Source organism: Caballeronia choica (genome assembly GCF_001544535.1).
Lineage (GTDB): Bacteria > Pseudomonadota > Gammaproteobacteria > Burkholderiales > Burkholderiaceae > Caballeronia > Caballeronia choica.
On record NZ_FCON02000617.1, the window covers coordinates 1 to 563 of the forward strand.

The following is a 563-nucleotide window of genomic DNA, read 5'->3' on the forward strand; positions in this document are numbered from 1 at the left end:
AGCTGGCTCGCGCCAACCCCGCGCGAGATCGCCGCTACCGCCTCGTCGGTCGGAGCCTGCCAATCGGGATTGCGCACGAACGCCGCAGTCGGCGTCACGTGGCTGTTGAGCACGACAAAAGTACGGCCAGGCAACATGGTGGACAAGGTCGACTTGTTGGCGCCGACGACCGTGTCGCAGGCGATGACCAAATCTGCCATCGCGACATCGACCCGCGTCGCATGCAGGGCATCGGCGTCATCGGCGATCTGAATGTGGCTCCAGGTGGCGCCGCCCATCTGCGCCATGCCAGTTGCATCCTGAGTGATCACGCACTTGCCTTCGAGGTGCGCCGCCATGCCGAGCACTTGTCCGATGGTGACGATGCCGGTGCCGCCCACGCCCGCCACCACGATGCGCTGCGCGACCGTGGCGTGCGGCAGCTTCGGCTCAGGCAGGGCAGGCATATCTGCAAGCTGCGTCTTGCGTGCTGCCTCGGGTTTTTTCAGCTGCCCGCCTTCAACCGTGACAAAGCTCGGGCAGAAGCCCTTGACGCAGGAAAAGTCCTTGTTGCAAGTGTTCTG

General features: G+C 64.3%; 1 protein-coding gene. It reads right to left on the reverse strand.

Going from position 1 to position 563, the window contains the following annotated elements:
- Positions 1 to 563, reverse strand: a 563-nt coding sequence (locus AWB68_RS46010; RefSeq protein WP_200829003.1) for a 2-oxoacid:acceptor oxidoreductase family protein, incomplete at both ends; no start/stop codon positions are given.